The sequence below is a fragment of the Paenibacillus humicus NBRC 102415 genome (genome assembly GCF_004000905.1).
Taxonomy (GTDB): Bacteria; Bacillota; Bacilli; order Paenibacillales; family Paenibacillaceae; genus Paenibacillus_O; species Paenibacillus_O humicus.
In genome coordinates this window covers 62,705-83,513 of the sequence record NZ_BIMD01000021.1, presented here as the reverse complement: position 1 = coordinate 83,513, position 20,809 = coordinate 62,705, and the positions used below count along the sequence as shown (strand labels likewise).

The 20,809-nt window shown below is 59.6% G+C and carries 18 protein-coding genes and 1 riboswitch; of the genes, 11 read left to right on the top strand and 7 right to left on the bottom strand.

The window, feature by feature from the left end:
• From PHU01S_RS14265 to PHU01S_RS26905, 5 genes are all read left to right on the top strand, one after another.
• Positions 1 to 395: DALR anticodon-binding domain-containing protein (locus PHU01S_RS14265; RefSeq protein ID WP_246029233.1), on the top strand; the 395-nt coding region annotated here is incomplete at its 5' end.
• Between the two features lie 233 nt (positions 396 to 628).
• Positions 629 to 766: a hypothetical protein gene (locus PHU01S_RS25810; RefSeq protein ID WP_021881727.1), complete on the top strand. Its 138-nt coding sequence runs from the start codon at positions 629 to 631 to the stop codon at positions 764 to 766.
• Positions 763 to 1,203 carry a type II toxin-antitoxin system death-on-curing family toxin gene (locus PHU01S_RS14260; RefSeq protein ID WP_127508104.1) on the top strand — a complete coding sequence of 147 codons (441 nt, stop codon included), beginning with the start codon at positions 763 to 765 and terminating at the stop codon, positions 1,201 to 1,203. Before PHU01S_RS25810 ends, PHU01S_RS14260 begins: the two co-directional genes overlap by 4 nt.
• Before the next feature lie 24 nt (positions 1,204 to 1,227).
• Positions 1,228 to 1,427, top strand: a riboswitch (cobalamin riboswitch).
• 300 nt (positions 1,428 to 1,727) lie between these two features.
• Positions 1,728 to 3,824, top strand: coding sequence for an S-layer homology domain-containing protein (locus PHU01S_RS14255; protein ID WP_246029234.1), 2,097 nt, complete (start codon positions 1,728 to 1,730; stop codon positions 3,822 to 3,824).
• A 406-nt stretch (positions 3,825 to 4,230) separates the two neighbouring features.
• The gene (locus PHU01S_RS26905; RefSeq protein ID WP_281279788.1) at positions 4,231 to 6,411 is read left to right on the top strand and encodes an LTA synthase family protein; all 2,181 of its coding nucleotides are present in this window, start codon (positions 4,231 to 4,233) and stop codon (positions 6,409 to 6,411) included.
• A gap of 379 nt (positions 6,412 to 6,790) precedes the next feature.
• Here PHU01S_RS26905 and PHU01S_RS14245 read toward each other — a convergent pair whose 3' ends face one another.
• The 6 genes from PHU01S_RS14245 to PHU01S_RS14220 form a co-directional block, all read right to left on the bottom strand.
• Positions 6,791 to 7,336 (bottom strand): hypothetical protein, encoded by a 546-nt coding sequence (locus PHU01S_RS14245; protein WP_021881985.1) that lies wholly within the window; start codon positions 7,334 to 7,336, stop codon positions 6,791 to 6,793.
• Between the two features lie 257 nt (positions 7,337 to 7,593).
• A complete protein-coding gene (locus PHU01S_RS14240) occupies positions 7,594 to 7,932 on the bottom strand; it encodes a hypothetical protein (RefSeq protein WP_127508098.1) in 339 nt (112 codons plus the stop codon).
• 24 nt (positions 7,933 to 7,956) lie between these two features.
• A complete protein-coding gene (locus PHU01S_RS14235; RefSeq protein WP_127508096.1) occupies positions 7,957 to 8,847 on the bottom strand; it encodes an ABC transporter permease subunit in 891 nt (296 codons plus the stop codon).
• Positions 8,844 to 9,788 carry an ABC transporter ATP-binding protein gene (locus tag PHU01S_RS14230; protein WP_048746981.1) on the bottom strand — a complete coding sequence of 315 codons (945 nt, stop codon included), beginning with the start codon at positions 9,786 to 9,788 and terminating at the stop codon, positions 8,844 to 8,846. The genes PHU01S_RS14235 and PHU01S_RS14230 overlap by 4 nt, the downstream gene beginning before the upstream one ends.
• Positions 9,785 to 10,930, bottom strand: coding sequence for a hypothetical protein (locus PHU01S_RS14225; protein ID WP_127508092.1), 1,146 nt, complete (start codon positions 10,928 to 10,930; stop codon positions 9,785 to 9,787). Before PHU01S_RS14225 ends, PHU01S_RS14230 begins: the two co-directional genes overlap by 4 nt.
• 99 nt (positions 10,931 to 11,029) lie before the next feature.
• Positions 11,030 to 11,617 carry a sigma-70 family RNA polymerase sigma factor gene (locus PHU01S_RS14220; protein ID WP_069202499.1) on the bottom strand — a complete coding sequence of 196 codons (588 nt, stop codon included), beginning with the start codon at positions 11,615 to 11,617 and terminating at the stop codon, positions 11,030 to 11,032.
• A gap of 222 nt (positions 11,618 to 11,839) precedes the next feature.
• On the opposite strand from PHU01S_RS14220, the gene PHU01S_RS14215 reads away from it, so the two are divergent.
• The 4 genes from PHU01S_RS14215 (at position 11,840) to PHU01S_RS14200 (ending at position 17,674) form a co-directional block, all read left to right on the top strand.
• Complete coding sequence (locus PHU01S_RS14215) at positions 11,840 to 13,729, top strand: LTA synthase family protein (protein ID WP_127508090.1); 1,890 nt, start codon at positions 11,840 to 11,842, stop codon at positions 13,727 to 13,729.
• Between the two features lie 258 nt (positions 13,730 to 13,987).
• The gene (locus PHU01S_RS14210) at positions 13,988 to 14,380 is read left to right on the top strand and encodes a BlaI/MecI/CopY family transcriptional regulator (RefSeq protein ID WP_049868827.1); all 393 of its coding nucleotides are present in this window, start codon (positions 13,988 to 13,990) and stop codon (positions 14,378 to 14,380) included.
• Positions 14,381 to 14,423: 43 nt separating this feature from the next.
• Positions 14,424 to 16,712 carry a M56 family metallopeptidase gene (locus PHU01S_RS14205; protein ID WP_127508088.1) on the top strand — a complete coding sequence of 763 codons (2,289 nt, stop codon included), beginning with the start codon at positions 14,424 to 14,426 and terminating at the stop codon, positions 16,710 to 16,712.
• Positions 16,713 to 16,825: 113 nt separating this feature from the next.
• Complete coding sequence (locus PHU01S_RS14200; protein ID WP_127508086.1) at positions 16,826 to 17,674, top strand: hypothetical protein; 849 nt, start codon at positions 16,826 to 16,828, stop codon at positions 17,672 to 17,674.
• Positions 17,675 to 17,765: 91 nt separating this feature from the next.
• Here the strand turns inward: PHU01S_RS14200 and PHU01S_RS14195 are convergent, their stop codons facing one another.
• Positions 17,766 to 18,515, bottom strand: a complete 750-nt coding sequence (locus PHU01S_RS14195; protein WP_021880632.1) for a GTP pyrophosphokinase — start codon at positions 18,513 to 18,515, stop codon at positions 17,766 to 17,768.
• A gap of 646 nt (positions 18,516 to 19,161) precedes the next feature.
• On the opposite strand from PHU01S_RS14195, the gene PHU01S_RS14190 reads away from it, so the two are divergent.
• Entirely contained in the window at positions 19,162 to 20,034 is an 873-nt protein-coding gene (locus tag PHU01S_RS14190; protein WP_198156191.1) for a PPK2 family polyphosphate kinase, read from the top strand.
• 151 nt (positions 20,035 to 20,185) lie between these two features.
• The gene (locus PHU01S_RS14185; RefSeq protein ID WP_021880629.1) at positions 20,186 to 20,782 is read left to right on the top strand and encodes a hypothetical protein; all 597 of its coding nucleotides are present in this window, start codon (positions 20,186 to 20,188) and stop codon (positions 20,780 to 20,782) included.
• Positions 20,783 to 20,809 lie beyond the last annotated feature (27 nt).

Sequence of the window (20,809 nt, the reverse complement as noted above, 5' to 3'; positions counted from 1 at the left end):
CCGCCAGCCTGCTGCGCAAGGCGGCAAGCCGAAAGCTTGCTCCCGCCGGGCCGTCCGGGCCGTCCGGCTCGGCGCCCGCCGGCGAGCCGGACCTTACGGCCGGCTGCCCCGACAGGCTGGAAGCCTTGTCCGCGCCTGCCGCCAGAGCCTGCCTGATGGCTGTCGGCACCTATGCAGAGGCCATTCGCGGCGCGCTGCGCGAGCACGAGCCGTCGGTTCTGGCCCGCTACCTGCTCGATCTGGCGAAGAGCTTCAACCGGTTCTACAACAGCGAACGCATTCTTGGAGCCGACGAAGGGGCCAGCCTTGCCCGCATCCGTCTCACGGGAGCCGCCGCCTCCGTGCTTAAGCACGGCCTCCATCTGCTGGGCATTCCGACCCCGGAAAGGATCTAAATAGCCGGACGGAGCACGAAGGCCGGGCGGGCAAAGAAGGCCCGGTGGAGCAGGGCTGCTTCTGCGGAAATCGAAGGGAGAACGGCTCTTTCCAACCATGCAGGCAAGGACATCGGGAACCGGGACAAATTTAACTGCAAAGTTCAATTTAACTATTGATTGATAGGGATTGAAATGGTAAAATTTGTTTACGAACACATGTCCCCCTCACTTGAAAGGAGCTTGATTCCACCATGCCGGAACGAAAAAACATCTCTCCAGACAAAAAAAGGCCCTCCGAGGCGGAACAGGACGAGCGCGTCCTTCTGCTCGCCAAGCAGCTCCTGCTGAAGCACCGCATCGCTTTCCGCAAGCTGGCGCATCGCTCATGACGACCAAGCTGACCATTCCCCAGCTGATCGAGATCCACATGCTTCATCAGGATACGTACGGCGTCTTGCCGGGATTCCGCAATCCCGGCTTCCTGCTTCAAATCGTGGATCGTCCCTTTCACGAGAGCTTCGGCTCCTCGGATTCCGACAGCCTGATCCGGCAGGCCGCGCTTTACTGGCATGGACTGGCCCGCTCCTTCGCTTTTCGGGAGGGCAATGCCGCCACGGCGATGCACGCGATGCTCACCTTCCTGCTTGTGAACGGCTGCGAGCTGGAGATCGATGAAGACGATCTCGTCGACGCGGCCATCCTGGCGGCAACCTGGAAGATGGAGCTGGACGAGTGCGAGACCTGGATCCGCGCGCGCTGCCCGGCCGAGCATGGGCTGAAGGCCCCGTCGCCATCGCTGTCCCCTATGGACAAACCTCTGGCCTGAACCTTATGATAGATGGGATTGTTCCATATTCAGAATCATTCGGGTGCTTGCGCGGACATGTCCGATTCCGCCAGGCTTAATAGGGAAGTCCGGTTGAAGCCGGCGCGGTCCCGCCACTGTGAATGCCGAGCCTCTGTGCATGCAGCCACTGCCTTTATGGCGGGAAGGCGCGCACGAGACGATGAAGCTGTAGCCAGGAGACCTGCCCGAATGTCTGCGCATCAATGCTCTTCGGGGGGTGGGAGCGGATGCGGCTGAGCTGCGGCTGACCGATACGGTCTATTTCCGCAGCCCATCTATGGGTACTTTTTCGCCGCCCTCGAGGCGGCTTTTTTCTTTTTCCTTCAAGCCTTGGCGTATGGGGCTCTTTTCCTGTCCAGCCTGAATTTTATCGGCTCCATTGTCCCCCTCAAGCGAAGCGGACGAGATTCGCCTGTTCCGGCACATGGGAAGCCGCGATGTGCCGGAGCCCCCCGCAGCGGCTACTACTATTTCCGAAGGAAGGTCGATCCGTTTTGAAACGCATGCTTACCCGAGCCTCGCTGTCCTGGATGCTCATGCTCGCCCTTATCGTCTCCCTTCTTCCCGCAGGCGCCGCGCCTGCATCCGCAGCTCCCGATACCGCAAGCGCCCTGCGCCAAGCCGGCCAGACGCTGCTCAAAAGCGGAATCTCGTCGGATTGGGATGCCATCGCCGCCTCTCAAGCCGGCCTCGAGCTTCCGGCATCCTATGCGGCCGGACTCGCCAAGACGGTGCGCACGGAAGCCGCCGGCTTCACCAAAGTCACGGACCTGGAGCGTACGGCGCTCGCGGTGACTGCGATCGGCGAGGACGCCTCCTCCTTCCAGGGCGTCAACCTGATCGAGCGGATCGCCAACAGCAGCCGCATGACGAGCCAAGGCGTCAACGGTCCGATCTATGCTCTGCTTGCGCTGGATTACGGCGCTTATGAAGTGCCTGCCGCCGCGAAATGGACGCGCGAAGCCCTTGTGGCCGAAGTGCTGAAGCATCAGGCGCAGGACGGAAGCTTCGCTTTCGACGGCGAAAAATCCGGCAATCCCGATCTGACGGGCGCCGCCCTTACCGCACTTGCTCCTTACCTGGACAAGCCGGAAGCCAAGCAGGCCGGCGAGCGAATCGTCTCCTGGCTGGCCAAACAGCAGGATAAGGACGGAGGATTCACGAGCTACGGCGAATCCAGCAGCGAAAGCATCGCCCAGATCGTCATCGGCCTCGCCTCCGCGGGCGTCGACCCCGCGGACAGCCGTTTCGTCCAAAACGGCAAAGGGCTGCTGGACAAGCTGTTCACCTTCCGCAATGCGGACGGCAGCTTCTCCCATTCCCTGCCGCTGGCCGCCAATGCTTACGGCGCCTATCAGTCCGTCCAGGCTTTGACCGCCTACGAGAAATTCAAGAACGGCGCCGGAAGGCTGTACGCCAAGCCCGCTCCAAGCGTAACCGTGAGCGTGGAAGGACCGAACGCCACGCTTCTGGCAAGCGGCGTTGCCCGCGCCGTGTATGCGCTGGATGCATTGACGCAAGCCGCATCCGACGCCAAGCTGGCCGTGGAAGTGAAATCGATGCAGTTCGGCAAATACGTCGCTTCCATCGGCGGCATTGAAGGCGGCAAGTTCGGCGGCTACGACGGCTGGCTGTTCGCCGTCCAGCGCGGCGGTGCCTGGATTACGCCTTCCGTCGGCATGGGCGACTTCGCTCTGCAGAAGGGCGACCGACTGGCCGTCTTTTATGGAGACAACACGCAGCTGATCAGCTCCGCAGCGGTCAGCCCGCGCCAGCCGCGCGACAACGAAGCCTTCACCGTCCAGGTAAGCCAGCAGACCTGGGATTACACCGCCAACGCCTATACCGTCACCCCCGCTGCCGGAGTGAGCGTGAAAGCCGGCTCCGTGACGGCAACTGCCGATGCATACGGCACGGCCCGCTTCCAGGCGATGCCGGCCGGCAGCTATGACCTGACGGTGACGGGCTACAGCGACGCCAAGGCTCCTTCCGTGCTGAAGCATGTCCAGAAGCTGACCGTCGGCTCGACCTCCGCCCTCTTCTCCGACGAGAAGGAAATCGCGGCATGGGCCCGCGATTCCGTCCATGACGGCTATGCTTCCGGTCTGATCAGCGGCATCTCCGGCAACGGTGCGGCTCCTGCATTCGCGCCGAAGCAGAAGCTGACGCGTGCCGAGTTCGCTTCGCTGATCGTGCGTCTGCTCGGCCTCGAGCCGGCTTCGTCCGCGAGCGCAGCCTTCACCGATGTGAAGGCCGGCAGCTGGTACGAGCAGGCTGTGGTCACGGCTTCCGCCAGCGGCATCCTGACCGGCACCGGCGGCGGCAAGTTCCAGCCGGACGCGCCGATCAGCCGCCAGGATATGGCCGTCATTTTCGCCCGCGCCTTGAAGATTGACCTGTCCGCAGCCCCTTCGGGCGACATCAGGGACATCAAGTCCGTCTCCGCTTACGCGGCATCGTCCGTGAATGCCGTTCACGGCACCGAGCTGATGGTCGGCGACAAGGACGGCAACTTCAATCCGAAAGCGACCGTAACCCGCGAGATGGCGGCGGTAGCGATCTTAAACGCGTACGAGAGCCTCGCTAAAGCGGCCAACTAGCACTCCCCGTCGTTTCATCGAACGGCAGCCAAGGGCCTTCCGACCGGAAGGCCCTTTTCGGCATCATTCAACAGTCGAGAAGGAATAGAACGTTGCGGCGCGGCTCGATGCGCGGCTGATCTCCGGCAGACCGTAGAGGAAACCCGGGAACCTCCGGAAGCCTGGAGGTTGATGCTCACCCCCTGCTCCGGAGATGATTTTATCTTGGAATCCCTTTGCCGCTGCGCCTCCTGCTCAAGATTTCAGTACCGCAGTGAACTGGATTCCGCAGATTTCAGCCCTGGCCGCGGCGCAATCGACCGGTTTGTAATCGCCAAGCCGGGGAATTACAATGGAGAAAGCTTATTTTTCATTACGGACGCGGCTGCCTTCTCATCCATCCCGGCGGCGCGCAAAGGAGATTCCCGTGGCTAACTACCGTTGGAGCCGGAAGGCGTTCTGGCTCAGTCCTTTCGTCATCTTTACGCTCTCTCTTGTGTTCAAAATTTATTTGGCCGCTTTCGTTATCTACGGCGGCGAGCATGTATGGCTTCCTCTGCTGACGAGCCTGCCGTCGGTGTGGGCCGCTTATTTCCTGATCGAGCTGCTCGCCAGGAAGCGCAAGCTGATGACGTATCTCATCGTCAACCTGCTGCTGACGACCGTCTATTTCGCCGTCATTATGTATTACAAATATTTCGGCATCATCGTCACTTATCACGCGCTCATGCAGATCGGGCAGGTCACAGAGGTGAAAGGAAGCGTCTTCCAGCTGCTTCATCCCTACTTCCTGCTCATCTATGTCGATATCGTCGCCGCCTGGCTGCTGCTCGGCTTCAGCGGCAGATTCCGCCGCGCCTGGCGCGGCTTGGCCAACCGCAGGCTGATGCCGGCCTGGATTCCGGCCTCGGGATTCATCCTGATGCTAGGCATCTGCATGGCCATCGTCTGGCCGAATCGCGGCATCTCCAACGAGCTGGTGCAGAACGAGCGCATGGGCATCCTCAATTACGAGGTGTTCCTGATGGCGACGGCGGGGAACGAGAAGCTCGTTCCCGCCTCGACCGTCACGCAGGAGGCCGTGAACAAGCTCAAGGGGGTGGCGGCTCCGCAGCAGCCGCTCTATGCGGGCGCCGCCAAAGGCCGCAATGTCATCGTCATTCAGCTCGAAGCGTTCCAGAACTTCCTGCTCAATAAAACCGTGGAAGGCAAGGAAATTACGCCGAACCTCAACAAGCTTATTCAAGAGAGCGCGTATTTCCCCCGCTTCTATCAGCAGGCCGGTTCGGGGAACACCTCCGATGCGGAATTCCTGACCAACACCTCCTTCTACGTGCCGCTGCGCGTGCCGGCGACTCAAGCCTATGCGGACAAATCCCTCCCCTCGATGCCGAAGGCGTTCCGGGCGGAAGGGTATGAAGCGCTCACGTTCCATACGAACGATGTCGCGTTCTGGAACCGCAAGGAGCTGTACAAGGCGCTCGGCTTCAGCCGTTACTACGACACGGAGTTTTTCGGCGGCGAGGACAAGGTCGCGTTCGGCGCTTCGGATGAAGTGCTGTATGCCAAGACGGTGCAGGAACTGGCCAAGCAGCGCGACGAGGGCAAGAAATTCTACGCGATGCTCATCTCCATGTCCTCGCATCATCCGTACAACATCCCGGACCGCAAAGTGAAGCTGAAGCTGTCAGACACGTACAAAGACTCCTTCGTCGGGGATTACATCCGCGCCCAGAACTATACCGACTATGCCCTCGGACACCTGTTCCAGGAGCTGAAGGATGCCGGCTTGTGGGACAACAGCGTCATAGCCATCTATGGCGACCATATGGGATTGCCGATCTACTCCCTGTCCGACGGCGACCTCGATCTGCTGGAGAAGCTCGACGGACGCAAGTACGATTCCTCCCAGATGATGAATATTCCGCTCATCGTAACGGCTCCAGGCCTTCTTCAGGCTTCCGTTCAGACTCAGGTAGGCGGCCAAAGCGACATCTTCCCGACAATCGCGAATCTCGTCGGCCTGCCGATGGAAAACCATCTCCACTTCGGGCAGGATCTGTTCAACCAGCATAGCAACCTGCTGCCGGAAAGGTACTACCTCCCGTCGGGCTCCTTCATCGACGATAGCGAAATCTTCGTGCCCGGCACCGGCTTCGGCGACGGCAGCCGGATCATGCTGCCGACCGCGGCGGAAGCTTCCGCCAATGCGGCACGGCTGAATGGCCCGGCTGGGAGCGACGGAGGCGGCTTGAGTTCTGCAGGCGGCTCGGCGGGAAATGCCGGCGGCGGCTTGAATTCTACAAGCGGCTCGGCGGGGAATGCCGGCGGCGATAAAGGCGCAGCAAGCTTGGGCGGCGGCAAAGCAGGCGAAGCCAGCCCACAGCCAGGCAAGCCGGGCGAGCCTTCCGGCACCGGCGGCGCGGCCGGTCTCGGCAACGCTGCCGGAACAGGCGCCAAGCCAGGCAGCGACGGCGCTACGCGCGACGAATTCGACCGCGCGCTGCAGCTGCTGCGCATGTCGGACAGCTATGTGCGCTCGCTGCCTTCCAACGGCAACGATCCCGAGCCGGAAGATGCAGGCGCGGAATCCCGCAAGTCCAAGTAAAATGCGAATGCCCGGCGGATACGGTTCCGCCGGGCATTTTTGTATGCTGCGATATGAAGAGCTTCATGAAGCCATACCTCATTGCGCTGTTTTCGGATCTGGTTTTAGAACGCGTGAACCGAATGTTCCCAATGCCGTTCTCTATCGGACATACGTTCCGTTATTTAACGCAAAAGAATTCCTATCGCCCTGCTATCGGACATACGTTCCGTTATGGCTGCAATGTTCATCGCCATGCCGATAGCAGTACGTAAATAGCGGAACCAATGTCCGATCATTTCCCAAATAACATGATTTTAGCGAAATAGCGGATCGTATGTCCGCCAGCATCAAAAAGACGCCTCATGCCGTGCTGCTTATCTCGAACAACCATGCCATTTCAATAACTGAACGACAGCAGAGTAACTCCCGTCATCGCGTCCACGACAACATTCGTCTCCAGGCCGCCAGCACCTGAATTCCCGGAAGCTGCCGGATCGATGCCGGAGCCGCCGCTTGCCGCACCGCTTACAAAGCTCACGACGTAAACGGGAGTGCGCATGAGCTTGCGGGTTTCGCGAAGGACAGGATTGGCCGCCAAGGCCTCGGGAGAGAAGGAGCTGAAATCCGGCTTGCTGATCAGACGATAGACGCAGGAGATGGAGGATGCCGTCTTGGCCACCTTCGGATAGGCCCATTTGGCATTCTGCACGGCGCGGCCTTGGGGGACGAGATTCAGAGGCGCCTTGTTCTCGACGCCGGGATTCTCGAGCTTGATGCCCAGCTTCTGTAGAAGAGAGTCATCCTGGGTAGCGGAGACAGAGATGGCGGAGCCCGCTGCCGCATCCGCGCGGCTGCCTCCGTGGTTGAAGTGCCAGCAGCCCAAGGCGACCAGCAGGCCGACCGCAATCAGCCCGACTCCCATCCATCTCGATTGATCTCTCACGGCGCTTCCTCCCTTACCCAGAATGGTTTCCGGCTTGGCGGCGCTGGTCCGGACACTTGCTCGTCCTCCCAGCCTATACAGTAGTAACGTATCTGCAAGGGACAGGGTTGCTTCGGGTCGGAAAAAGGCTTCTTCCAATTCAGTCCAATCCCGTTCCATTCGGATCCCGGAATCGGCATCCTAAACGGCCTAACGCCTGAGCGGTTCTCATGGTGTTGTTTGAAGCCGTTCAACTCTTTTCGACAGGTTTTTTCCTATTACCCCAGCCGGGAAAGCATTGAAACGAAATTGCGCCTTTTTGTGGCAAAGATGGGAGCGGAGGAGGATATGGAGCTGAGGCCAGCTGAAGCGAAACAGGAAAGAAGCCAAGTATCCCTCCGCTTGGCTTGTCCATTTTTTCCGATGAATTGCTTGGCTTGTCCATTTTTTCCGATGAATTGCTTGGCTTGTCCATTTTTTTCCGATGAATTGCTTGGCTTGTCCAGTGCTTCCGATGGCTCGCTAGGATTGTCAAGTTCTTCCAATGGCTCGCTAGGATTGTCCAATCCTTCCGGCAGGTCGCTTGGCTCGTCCATTCCTTCCGTTTGCAATTCCAAATGAATCGATTCTCCGCACCGCCTCTACAAATCCTTGCGCTGGAAGCGCCAAATGCCGAGCACAAAAGCAACGATCGTATAGGCCAAGGCATACCAAAGGAAGGCTGGAGAGGGGGCCGAGCCGACTCCCAACATCGACATGAGGCTGTCTACCTGGATGCCCGTGAACTGCCTCAGCGCATCCATATTGAACAGCCTGTCCATCATCGTGCGCTGCAGGCCGTCAGCCGGCATCGCGAGCGACAGCAAACCCGAGATGGTGGCCAGCGAGCCGCCTACCGTCTCCTGAAGCGAGGCGAACTGAGCGGCCAGCTTGTCGATCATGCCGCCCAGCCAGCCTCCGCCGTACAGCATCGTCATGAAGACGCCGTTGCCGATGGCAGACAGAAAACCGGAGCCGAGCATCGACACCGATACCAGCAGCGGAACAACGGAAGCGAAAAGCAGATAGGCGATGAACAGGGTTCCCATGTCCCTCGGTACGCCGGCATGCATGCCGGCAACGCCCAGTATAGCCGCATACAGCACCAGAGCGTAGCCCATGCCAAAGCTGACGTAGCCGAGCCAGCGTCCCGCATACCATTGCCACCTGGGCAGAGGCCGCGGCATCAGCGCCTGCATGACTCCCAGCTCCGCCTCGCCTGAGATGACGGAAGAGGAACTGAAAATGGAGAGAAAAGCAACGACGAACGCGCCGAAGAAGAAGCCTAGGCTGATGATGAACATGCCGCGGCTGTACCTTTCGACCAGAAGCTGCGGATCGTCGGGAGACAGCCCATACCTGTGGACTTCACCGCCGATGGCCGAAGCGATGAACCAGTATGCGATCAGGAACAGCACGGTCATGAAAAGCGTCAGCAGCAGGACGCGCTTGCGCAGCAGCTCCTTCCAGGTCATGCGAAGAATGATGGTCATGCTTTCTCCCCCCTGTGGCTCTTGCCGGAGAGCTCGGTGACGAACCATTCCTCAAGCCTCGTTTTGGCGCGCGTCGACTCATAGAGCGTCATGCCTTGATCCAGAATCAGCGCATGCAGCCAGCCGGCCTGCTCCTCGTTCTCCAGCTCGGCCTCCAGCACGGCGGAGCCATCCGGCTCCGAGGCGGCCAGCCGGAAAGCCAGCCCCGTTTCCCCGCGCAGCCAATCCAGCAGCGCGGGAGCAAAGCCGCCGACGCGAAGCCGCCAGACAGGACGCTGCTGCAGCACTTCCTCGACCGTCCCCTGCTGGAGTATGCGGCCGTTGTTGAGCAGGGCGACGCGATCGCAGAGCGACTCCACATCCTCCATGAGATGAGAGTTGAGGAAGATCGTCTTGCCCTGGGCTTTCAGCTCATGGAGCAGCTCCCTCACCTCGCTTCGCCCGATGGGGTCCATCGCCGAAGAAGGCTCGTCCAGGAACAGGATGCGGGGATCGCCGACCAGCGCGCAGGCGAGGCCCAGCCTCTGCTGCATGCCTTTGGAGTAATTCTTCACCCGGTCCCTCGAGCGCAGGCCGATGCCGACCCGCTCCAGCAGCTGCGGCACCCTGCGATCCGCCTCCGCCCTTGGAAGGCGGCACATCTGCGCATGCAGGCGAACGACTTCTTCGCCGGTCAGCCACTCCTGATACCGGTACAGCTCTGGCAAGTAACCAAGGAGCCTTCGGGCCGAGAGGCTCCCGATCGGCTCGCCAAACAGGGAAGCCCGACCTTCCGTAGGGAAGATCAGGCCGACCAGCATTTTGACGCAGGTGCTTTTGCCCGCGCCGTTGGGACCGAGGAAGCCGAAGGCTTCCCCTTCCCTTACGGTAATCGAGACATCGCTGCAGCCGCGGCCGTTGTCGAACCGCTTCGTCAGCCCTTCGGTCTGGATGGCGATCACGCGGAGATCAGCTCCTGCAGCTTGGCCTTGAACGCGTCCAGCTTGCCGGCGAACAGGCTGCCTCCGTCCAGCGTGAACAGCTGGCCGTCCTTGACCCATGTAGCCGAATAACGATCCTTGCCGTTTTCATTGTAATTGTACTTGCTCAGGATGACGGAGATGCCGTGAACCTTGATGTTCTCCGACTTCCCGTCCGTGATGACCGGCATGACGAGATTTCCCGTGGAGAGAAACTCGCTCTGCAGAAGCCCGGCCCGCAGCGATTGCGGCAGCAGCGGGAACTGCAGCACCGCATCCCTTGCATCCTCCAGGCCTACGCCGGGCTCAACCTCGACGGTCGGCACGAGCTGCTGCGAAATCGAAGCGTATTCTCCTTTTTCCCCGTTGGCCAAATCGTAGGAAACGGTCTTGCTCGTCTCGAGCTTCACTTCCTTGCCGTCTACGGATGCCGGCATCAGCTTGGAAGCTCCCAGCTGCTTCATCGCTTTGTTGATTTCGTCCACGTTCATCTTGAGCGTCACCGTCTGTCCTCCGGATATGAAGAACGCCTCCTGCTTGCCCGTCAAGCTCTCGGGGAGCATGGAGAAGCCCAGCTCGGCCGCAGCCTGCTCGCGGCTCAGATTGTCCTTGTACCGTCCCGACTCCGACGTAAACGTCCCGAACCGGTTGATCGCTTCGCGGACCTGGCCGTCCGAAAAGGAATCGAACATCCGCTGAAGCTCGTTCTCATCCACGCTGACGACCTGCTCCATGCGGAACTGGCCGAGAATGGACGCCAGCGCCTTGTTGCCGGCCGGCGTCGCCGCCGCCGTCACCACGATCAGCGCGGCTGCCGCGATCGTCGTCCAGCGGCGGGCGCGGCTGTTCATGCGGCGGCGCGGCTTGACGTTCGCCGAAGCTGCCGTCTTGACGCGGTCCTCAGCGCCGACATCGCCAGCCGTCGCGGTCCCGACCCTGCCGCTTCCGGCTGCCGGGGCGTCCTGAACCGTACCGGCAACCCCCGCTGCCGCCATTCCGCCTTCGCGATCCCATTTGTCCCATGCGGCATGAGGCTGCTCTCCCGCCAGTGCGGCCTGCATCCGCAGCCAAGCCTCGTCCGTCTTTTTCTTTTCTGTGTCTGTATCTTTCCTTTGTTCCGTCATATTCGACCCATCCTCCTTCAATCAGGCTCATCCTGATTCGTCATAAAAACGCCGACGCTATTCCGACTCCATTGCGAAGGTCATTTTTTCACAACGCTTTTAGCGCAATTCCGCCTTCGGTTGAACCGGCCCGAGCCCCGCCGAACCTGTCAGGGCCATCCCCTCATCTCCCTGGCGCTGTTCGGCAGCCGCCGCGCATTTGCGAAGCCTCTCCGTCGCCCTCGCCAGCAGGGTGCCTACGATCGGCTGCCGCACCGACAGCTCCTCCGCTATCTCCGCGTAGCTGTATCCGGAGTACCGGAGCAGAAGCGCCCGGCGGTCCCGCTCGGGCAGCTCCTCCAGCCAGTCGCGCACCTCTTCCTGATCGAGCCTGCGCATCAGCTCGTCCTCGCCGGACGGGCTTGAAATCCCGTCTACAGCAATTTGCTGCTCCTGCCGCTCAGCCAGCCTGCGCTGCCTCGCGGCGCTTCCCATATAGTCGTAAGCGAGCCTCGTCGCAACCCGGTGCAGCCATGCTCCGGCAGCCTCCAGGCTGTCCGGCGGCTGCCGGTACATTTTCAGAAACGTTTCCTGGGCCAGATCCTCCGCCACCGCCTCGTCGCGCAGAAGCGCGGTCAGCTTGCGAAGGACGGCCGGATGATGCTCGTAGAACAACTGCTTGAACGTTGCCGATTCCGGAATCGTCAAAGGTCCCATCCTCCTTTCTTGCTGCAGCTGTATAAAAGACGAATGCCGTCGAGCAAATGTATCAGCCCCGGGGGAATTAAATTTATCCGGCTACGTTCCGCCGCTTTCCTCCCCTTTCCTTCCTCTGGCTGCCTTTCCTTCATTTTGACAAGGCCTTGCGCATTCCCCATAATGTAAACTGAATCTTAAAGCTGACATGTAGCGTAATGTTTCACCCCTAAAATGTTGAGAAGGGAAGGTTTGACCTTGCAGCGAAATCGGTTTACCCGGATGTTTTCCAGCCGGCCATTTCTGTTCTTTTCCATCATCATACTGCTCAAATGCATGCTGACCTGGTTCGTCATCTTCGACGACGGCCCGTCGTGGGCGATTCTCGTGACGGAGCTCCCGTTCGCATGGCTGATCTTCGGCCTGCTGGAGATGTTCGCAGGCAAGCGCAAGCTGATCTATTACGTCATCGCGGACGCCGCCTTGACCGGCATCCTCTTCTCGGTCTTCATGTACCATAAATATTACGGGGTCATCGCCACCTGGCATGCGCTCCAGCAGGTCAACCAGGTGACGGCGGTCAGCAACAGCGTCTTCTCGCTGATGGATCCGTACTACACGCTGATCTTCCTCGATATTATCGTCCTGGCTGTCATTCTGATCCGCAAGCGGCGCGAGCTGCTGAAAAAGCCCGCCGCACGCTTCAACCGGCGCAAGGCTGTCTTCGCCGGCGTCGCCGTTCTGTCCTTTGCCCTGTGCCTGTTCAATATCGTGCCGAACCGCGCCAGCATGAACGAGCACACCAAGGCCGAGGAGATGGGCATCCTGAACTACGAGGCGTTCGCGCTCGTCGATCGGGGACAGACGGAGCTGGAGGATCCGGCCAAGGTGACGCAGGCCCGCATCGATGAGCTCAAAGGCGTCGATCCCAAGCAAGCTTCTCCATTCCAAGGCGCTGCACAAGGCAAGAACATCATCGTCCTGCAGCTGGAATCGTTCCAGAATTTCCTGATCGGCCTGGAGCTGGACGGGCGGGAGGTGACGCCGAACCTCAACAAGCTGGCGCGCGAAAGCCTGTATTTCAACAACTTCTATCAGATGGTCGGGCAGGGCAACACCTCCGATGCGGAGTTCGTCGCCAATACGAGCTTCTATATCCCGCGAAGCGGAGCGGCAACGATGTCCTACGCCTACAAGGACGTTCCGAGCCTGCCGAAGCTGCTGAAGGAGCAGGGCTATCAGTCCGCGACCTTCCATACGAACGTCGTCGACTTCTGGAACCGCCGCGAGCTGTACAAGGCGGTCGGCTTCGACCGCTTTTACGACCAGCCGTTTTTCGGCAAGGAGAACCAGGTGTTCTTCGGCGCCGACGACGAGACGCTGTACGCCAAGACGGCCGGCAAGCTGAAGGAGATGGACGGCGAGGGCAAGCCGTTTTATGCCCAGATCATCTCCATGACCGCCCATCATCCGTTCACGCTTCCGGACGGGCTGAGCCGCTTCGAGCTTCCGGAGCGGTATGAGAAGACATTCGTCGGCGACTACATCGCTTCCCAGAGCTATGCCGATTACGCCTTCGGCCAGCTGGTGGAGGAGCTCAAGGCCGCCGGACTGTGGGAAGTTTCCCTGCTCGTCGTCTATGGCGACCATCAAGGGCTCCCGCTCTTCTCCCTCGATCGCAAGGACAAGGAGCTCATGAAAGAGATTCTCGGCCATGAATACGGCTATCCCGACATGATCAACGTTCCGCTTCTCCTCACGCTGCCGGGCAGCAGGCAGGGAAAAGAGCTCGATACGCTTGGCGGCCAGGTCGATCTGCTTCCGACCATCGCGGGCCTTGCGGGGGCTTCGCTGGACGGTCAGCTTCATTTCGGCCAGGATCTTCTCAGCCAATCGCAAAATATTCTGCCTCAGCGTTATTATCTTCCTTCCGGCACGCTGCTCAGCGGCAGCTCGCTCTATATTCCCGGCATCGGGTACGACGACGGCAACCGCTATCCGCTGAAGCCGGGCACCCCGGCTGCAGGCTCCGACGAGGATGCCTACAATCGGGCGCTGGAGCTGCTCCGCCTGTCGGACAGCTATATGGAGGCCTTGCCGGAGCATAGCGGCGCGCAGCGTTGAATTCCGCACTCCTTAGTTAAATTGTCCCCTAAGCCCGCTTAATCATCACCGGCTGAGCCTACAGCCGCCAGATCCCGACGGGACGAAGCCGAGCCTCTCCTCCGCTTCGTCCCGTCTTTCTTTTTTGGTTCCGCAAAGGTTTTTCAGCCGCATGCTGGAGTCGGCTTCAAAGGAGTTGACAGCTTACGTTTACAAATGTAATCTTTAATTGTCGTTTACATACGTAAACATTCTTTTTCAAGGAGTAGATGGATTGCAATGAGCGTATCCCCCCGTATCACCGAGGCCGAGAGCGAGATCATGAAGCTTCTCTGGCAAAAAGAGCCCTTATCCGCCCAGGAAATCATTGCCGAGCTGTCCCAGCAGATGCAGTGGTCGGATCAGACGATCAAAACCTTCATCAACCGCCTTCATAAAAAGAATGCGATCCGGTTCGAGAAAGCCGGAAGGAATTATTTGTATTATCCGCTCGTATCCCATGCCGAGTATTTGAAGGCCGAGAACAAGTCTTTTCTGGACCGGGTGTACAACGGAGCCGTCGGCATGCTGTTCGCCCGATTCATCCAGGAAGAGAACCTGTCCGAACAAGACATCGACGAGCTCCAGAAACTTCTGGAGAAGCAAAAAACAGCGGAACGCCCCGACGCCTAGCCCGGTTCGTGTCCCGACGCGATCATGAAGGAGCTTTCGAGCCATGCAACGGATTCAAACGATCTTTCATCTCTTCTTGACGGCCTCGCTGGCATCGACCGTTCTTATCCTGGCGCTGCTCGCCTTCCGGAAGCTGTTCAAGAAGACGCCGAGCTCCAAGCTGGCCTATGCCCTCTGGCTGCTCGTGCTGATCAAGCTGCTCGTGCCGCTGGCGCCGCAAAGCCCGATCAGCTTGTTCGGCCTTATGCCGCAGGCGGCGACACAGGCCGATTCCGCCATGCGCCAGACCCCGCCGGTTCCAAGCCTGTCCGTCGATGACGGCACGGCGGCCTCCACGCAGCCAGTCGTTGTACCCGTGCCGGAGGATCATCCTCAACCGGAAACATCGGAACCTCCGGCGCCAGCTTCAGCTCCTCCCGCCTCTCCCCTCGAGGAAAAGGCGAGTGGACAAGCCCGCTGGAGCCCTCTGCCGATCGTTGCGCTGTCTTGGCTGGCCGGCTTTGCCGTCCTATGCCTCTGCTTCCTGATCGGCACGCTCCGATTCGAATTCAAATTCCGCTCGTCCCGCAGGATCGAGGATCCCGGCATCAGGTCCGCTTTGGAGAAATGCCGGCGGACGCTGGGCATCAAGCGGCCGATTCCGATCCATGAAACCTATGGGCCTCGGAGTCCCTTCCTTTACGGACTTGCCCGGCCAAAAATCTATCTGCCGGCGGATATCGCCGTCATCGCCGATTCCAGACAGCTGGAGCACATCCTGCTGCATGAGCTGACTCATTACAAGCGCAAGGATCTGTGGATCAATCTTCTGTGGATGCTGGCTGCCGCGCTGCATTGGTACAATCCCTTCGTATGGCTGGCCATCCGGAAAATGAAAGCGGACCGCGAGGTAGCCTGCGACGCCGGAGTGCTGGAGGTGCTCGGCGAGCGGGAATCCGCCGCCTATGGCAGGACGCTGTTGCTGCTGTCGAAAGTTTTGGCCCGCAGCTCCAGGACAGCGGCCAATTTCTCGCCTTTCTTTGAACACGAGCACGAAATGAAACGGAGGATTACGATGATCGCCAAGTTCCGCAAAGGTTCCTATCGCCTGTCCGCCGCCGCCATTCTGGCGCTTCTCGCCATCGGAGCCGTCGTACTCGCCCAAGCTCCCAACACCAGGACCGGCGCCGCTCCGCAAGCCGGATCCGGGCAAGCACAGGCGCATACGGCCTCATTCCATCTTGTGCGGATAAACGACTGGTCCAAATGGTTCTCCAGCCTGGAGAGGGCGAATGATTTTTCCGGGTTCACGTACAAGGTGCCCGACTATCTTCCGGAAGGCTATCGGCTGGAGAATATCAATCTGGCCAAATACATGGACATGAACGACAACGTCGTCGCCATAACCGTCAAAAACGGATATGAAGTATTCCCGCATGAGAAAGCCTTCGAGCTGCTGGCTTCCAAGGAAAACCTGCTGGATACAATCTATAGCTCCCAGAGCGGCGGGGAAGTGCGGACAAACGCGCCGGCGACTTGGGGTCCGGCGGATCCTCAATTTTTCAAGTATGCGGATGCCACTTTTGCCGGGATCCAGGGCACCTTGGTCTCCAGAATTCAAACCTATGCCTGGCATCTGCCGGAAACAGCCAAAAGCTTCGTATGGCAGGATGAGGGGATCTGGTATGCCGTCGATTACTTCAGCGAAAACCATACCCGCGAAGGAACGCTTACTCATCGAAGCAATGTGACGATGCCGGATCTGGAAAAAATGCTGCATTCCTACGTGTTTCCCGAGCAGATCGAGCAGGTCGACTACACAGGCGAAGGGGTCACCTTCCCGCTATACGACGGCAAGGACCTGCAGAAGGCTGAGGAGGCGCTGGGCTTCGACATCAATATCTCTTCCACCTTGGCGGACGGTCAATGGAAGCTCATGGACGCCCGCTTGAACAAGGCAGGCGACCGGACTCGGTATTTCAAATTCAGGCCGGCCGTGGATACGCTTGAAACGAGCTATCAGCCGGATCCCGATTTAAAATCGACCGTTTACTCCATGAACGATACGCTCAACCTGTACCAGAGCAAGGCTCCTATCGTCGATGCCGCCAAGATGACCGTCCTGCGGACGCTCGATCTGGATGGCGTCCGCGTCACCGTGGCGGAGGATGGCAAGAGATTCTACGATGTATTTGAAGTCGATCCGAAGAAGGATACCCGGCGCCAGCTCTTTTACCTGTGGGAAAAGGACGGCATTTATTTCACCGCCGCCTTCCTCGGCCTGGAGCCTAACCAGGAAGAGAACGTCAAGTCGCTGATCGGGGCTCCGGCCCTGGATGAAAAGAAGGCATGACCGCGATGGCCGTCCTCCGGGGCGGCCTTTTTGCATTCTTTCCGCCCATGCGGTTGCCTTTGCCCCCGGCAGGGTTAATCTTAAGTAGAATTCGACAGAAGGGATGAGGGCGGATGCTGGGCAAGCTGAAAAATCTGCTGGGAGAGCCGACAAAGAGCGGCGGGGAAAAGAAAGGCGAGGAGGAAGCGGCTTACAGGGAGCTTGCAGATTCCATGACAGGGCTGCTTCCGGGAATGCCGGCAGAGCTTGCCGAGGAGGAGCGCAAGCTCGAGGAGGCCTTGCCGCAGGAATGGCTGCTGCAGGTGCGCGAAGCCGTGCTGCGCGGCAACCCTGGACTGACGGATGAAAAGTACGGCTGGATGGAACGGGAGCTCAAGCGTCATTTTTTGCTCACCGGCCTGCTCCGCCGAGTTTCCTTGTACAGCGCTGAGGCAGGCCTGGTATGGCGGGAGCTGGCTCTTTACGAGCAGCAGTACCAGCAATTCTGCGAACGTTACGCCGGTTATCATCTTCAGGTGCAGGATGCCGTTGCCGCGCCCTCTCCATCAAGCTCGGCCGACAGCGCGGAGAGGGCTTGCTTCGAGCTTCTGTATCTGCTCCTGTTTCCTTTGGAGCCCGAGAACGAGCAGCTGCTCGGACCGTTCCATCATCATAAGCTGAGCCCTGGGCTGCTGGAGGAGCTGGAAGACCGCAGGCTGCCGCTGTGCGGCGGACTCGGCTTCGTCGGAACCTCCCACAAAGCCGCCATTGCCGAGTGTCTCACCGCCTCGCTGCGCGACCGATTGGAGGCCGCCCGGGACTGCTGCGCCGGGCTTCCCAAGCCCCGCCCCTTGGACCCTGCGACGGCGCTGCTGGCGAGCAGCATGGCCGGAGAGGGATTCCCGTTCGATGCCGACGAGCAGCTGGACACTCCGGACGCGGGAGCATGGACGGCCGACCGCCCCACAGCGCTGCCGGGATAATCGAAAAAGGCCCTCGGCCATGACGGGCACGGCCGGGACCTTCGTTCGAAACTTCCCTTGGGAACTTCCCTTAGCGACAGAGAGCTGCGGACTACTTGGAGTCGGAGCCGCCGAGCAGTCCGAGCAGCTGCGGCGGAATCTGGATGCCGCGTCGCTCGCCCTCTCCGAACAGCGCCGGCAGGAAGTCGCTCTCTTCCTCTTCTTCCTCCTGCAGCGACTGGACTTCCCGATGCAGCCGCTCCATCTTGAGGTCCAGCGCGGCGGCCGAATCCGCCGCCTCCTTGAGCTCGCGAAGCAGATGCTCGGGGACGGCCTTGTTGTATTTGTAATACAGCTTGTGCTCGAGGCTTGCCCAGAAATCCATCGCAATCGTGCGGATCTGCACCTCGACGAGCACCTTCTCCTGACGATCCGACATGTAGACCGGCACCTCGATCAGAAGATGGAAGCTCTGATAGCCGTTGGGCTTGGGATGGGCGATATAATCCTTGACCTGCACGATGGCGAGATCCTTCTGCACCTTGAGCATGTCGTGGATCAGGTAAATATCGGATACAAACGAGCAGGTGATCCGCAGGCCGGCGATATCCTGGATCTTCTCCTTGATTGCGGGCAGCGAGAACTCGCAGTTTTTGCGGTAGATTTTGTTCATGATGCTTTCAGGCGATTTCACGCGCGACTTCGTATGCTCGATCGGATTGTAATCGTGGAGAAGCTGGAATTCCTCCTTGAGGATTTCGATCTTCGTCTCCATCTCGTCCAGGGCGAACTTGTACATCATCATGAAACGGGTAATGTCGTTCTTCAGCTTCTTGAATGGCTGCAGCTGCGAAGAGTTCATGGATGGCTCCTTGCCCGGCCGCTTGGGCCGCTTTGATCCCCCTTATCATCTCACAATACGCCCCCTGATTTCAAAAAAGCGGTCCGAGCGCGCCGGGAGCCGGCCTTCAAACTCATGAAAGGGCCGGACGAATATGCCCCATCTCAACAAGCGCCGGACAAGCCCGCCTGATCGCAACCTTCGCGGCGCTTCATCCACTCCCTCATTTCTCGGACGAGGACTTCCGGCTCCGATGCGAAGACGTCATGAGCGGAGGCCGCGAATTCGCGAAGCTCCCTGGCGGCGCGGCCGGCCTCTGCTTCGGCAGCAGCCTGTTGGGGATGTAACCTTCTGCCGTCATCGCCAGGTCCGGGCAGATAAGCAGCGGCAGCATATCGTCTGAACCGCTATTTGCCCCGTATCAATAGCATGGATGCGGCCTCCTCCGCAGCTCTCGATCTCAAATTCCTTCATCCCTGCGGCCTCCCCCAGCATGAATCCATATCCTTTCGCCTCCCGTCCAGGCAACGCCTGCCTCATGCATCTCTCCCTGAAACCGATCTATTTTCCGTCCCTCCGGCAATTCCGGCAGGAGTTTCCGCTTTTTGGGGTAATCTACTTGATAGACCTATTTCCACTCTGAATCATCCCAGGAGGAGACTGCCGAATGAACATGGACCGTTACCGGATCGGAAGCGACGACAAGCTCAGGCTGAAGGACTACGATCCCGAAGATACCGCCGGATTCAAGGACAAGGATGAAGTCCAGGAGAAGTTCGAGGACCTGCTGGATAGGCTGGCCGAGCAGCAGGACCGCCTGTTCGCCTCGCGCAGCAACGGCGTGCTGGTCGTTCTCCAGGGCATGGACTGCAGCGGCAAGGACGGCGTCATCAAGAAGGTGTTCGGAGGCATCAACCCCGGCGGCTTCCGCGCCTACAGCTTCAAGAAGCCGACCGAGGAGGAGAGCGCCCACGATTTTCTCTGGCGCACCCACAAGGATGTTCCGGCCAAAGGCTACATCGCTGCCTTCAACCGTTCTTATTATGAAGAGGTGCTTATCACCCGGGTGCACGGCCACGTCAGCGACAAGGAGGCTCGCCGCCGGCTGAAGCAGATCCGGCATTTCGAGGAGATGCTGACGACGCAGAACGTGCTCGTCGTGAAGATCTTCCTGCACATCTCTCCCGAATTCCAGCTGGAGAAAATCCGGGACCGGATGGAAAATCCCGAGAAGCTGTGGAAATTCGATCCGACCGACCTTCAGGAGCGCCAATACTGGAAGGAATACACATCCGCCTACGAGGATGCGATCCGCCGCACGGCGACCGACGGCTCCCCATGGCATATCGTTCCGTCCAACAACCGCTGGTTCCGCAATTATCTCGTTCTCCGTATACTTGTGGAGGAGCTGGAGAAGCTCGGTCTGGAATACCCGAAGCCGGAGCTGGATTTATCCGCTTTTCCGATCGAGGAATCCAGTTTGGAAAAAATAGATGCGGAAAAGGAAACGAACTCATCCTCCCGTCCTCTTCTTGCGTAATTGCAGCCATTCCCGACCGACGGGAGGAAAACGCCAACCTGCCGGCGAATACGGGAACGAGGCTGCCGGCGGGCATGAAATCATCCGGAGCGCATGGAAGGAACCCGCTGCCCCGGACCCGCATGGCCTGACTTGACAGAGGAGGAATTCAATGACAAATGGGATGGAATCGATGACGGCCAAGCCGGGCATCGAACGGGAACGATGGCAGGAGATGGGCGATGAACAGCTGGTGACGGCTTGCATCGGGCCCTTGCTCGCACGGCTCCGCGGAGCTTCTGAAACCGATAAAACAGCCGCCTATCGCAGCCTTTCCCCGGAAAGGCAGGATCTCTTCATGCTGCGGGTGCTCGACGGCCATGCCCGCGGCTCGGCCTGGGAGTATTATGCCTGGACCGGGCTGCTGCTTCAGTCGCCGGATCAGTGGGCCGCCATTCTGGCGGCGCTGAGGCGGATCGGATCGCTCGAGCTGCTGGAAGCGCTCGCGGATACGGCGGCGGTGCATCGCAAGCGGCTTGGCCAAGATGCAGCCGGCGCCGACGCATCCGAGCTCCATGAAAAAGCCGAAGGGCCGTCTCTACCTCCCCCCGAAGCCAAAGCATCGGATCTCGACAACGATCCGGAGCTGGCTGCGGAAATCGCCGGTCTTTATGAGCTGTACCGCTCCCTTGTTCCCGAAGCCTACAAGCTGGCTGCGGAATCGATCCGCCGCGAGCCTCAGGCTTATCTGTCCCATGAGCCCAGCTGAAGCGTCTTGAATAGATCGCCGCCCCTT